General features: G+C 45.8%; 1 protein-coding gene. It reads left to right on the forward strand.

Annotated features, from left to right (window positions below):
- Positions 1-753: mucin-binding protein (locus tag ACLN19_RS09105; RefSeq protein ID WP_413385532.1), on the forward strand; the 753-nt coding region annotated here is incomplete at both ends.

The following is a 753-nucleotide window of genomic DNA, read 5'->3' on the forward strand; positions in this document are numbered from 1 at the left end:
CCACGTGAGGAAAACTACACAGTAACCGTCCCATACAAACCACTCGGAAGTTATGTGCCAGTCGATCCAGATGGTAACCCAATTGGACCTAAGACCCCAATTGAAAACGATCCAAGTGATCCAACTAAACCAAGCAAGGATCCATACGACAAGCCAACTATCCCAGGTTATGACAAACCAAGTCAAGACTTCACTCCAGACCCTGAAAACCCAGGTAAGGATATCCCAGTACCATATACCCCATCTATCGTACCAGTTGATCCAAACGATCCAAAAGAGCCAGGTACACCAATTGATCCAAACAATCCAGATGGACCAAAATGGCCAGATACTAAACTCTACAAAGATACGTCAGAATTGACGGTTCACTACGTTGATGAAAATGGTAACAAGGTCGCTGAGGATAAGAAGACAAGCGTTGACGTTCACCGTAAGTTGTACATCAATGCCGTGACAGGTGAGTTCTGGTCAACAGCTGATTACAGCACAGGTAAAGCCATGACTGACGCTGAAGTAGCAGCAGTGCCATGGGTAGCCGACCAAGCTGACTACAGCGCTGTAACAACACCAGTTGTCAATGGTTATGTGGCAAGCACTGAAACGGTTAAATCAACAGGCGCAACAACGAAAGCTGATAAGCAAGTTGATGGTGTTAAAGTTGATACTGATAACACAGACGGTGCCTTCGCAGACGAAGCAACTGTTGTCTACAAACCAGTAGGAAGCTACGTACCAGTTGATCCAGATGGTAAC

It is taken from the genome of Streptococcus lishijunsis (genome assembly GCF_047290665.1).
In the GTDB taxonomy this organism is placed as follows: domain Bacteria; phylum Bacillota; class Bacilli; order Lactobacillales; family Streptococcaceae; genus Streptococcus.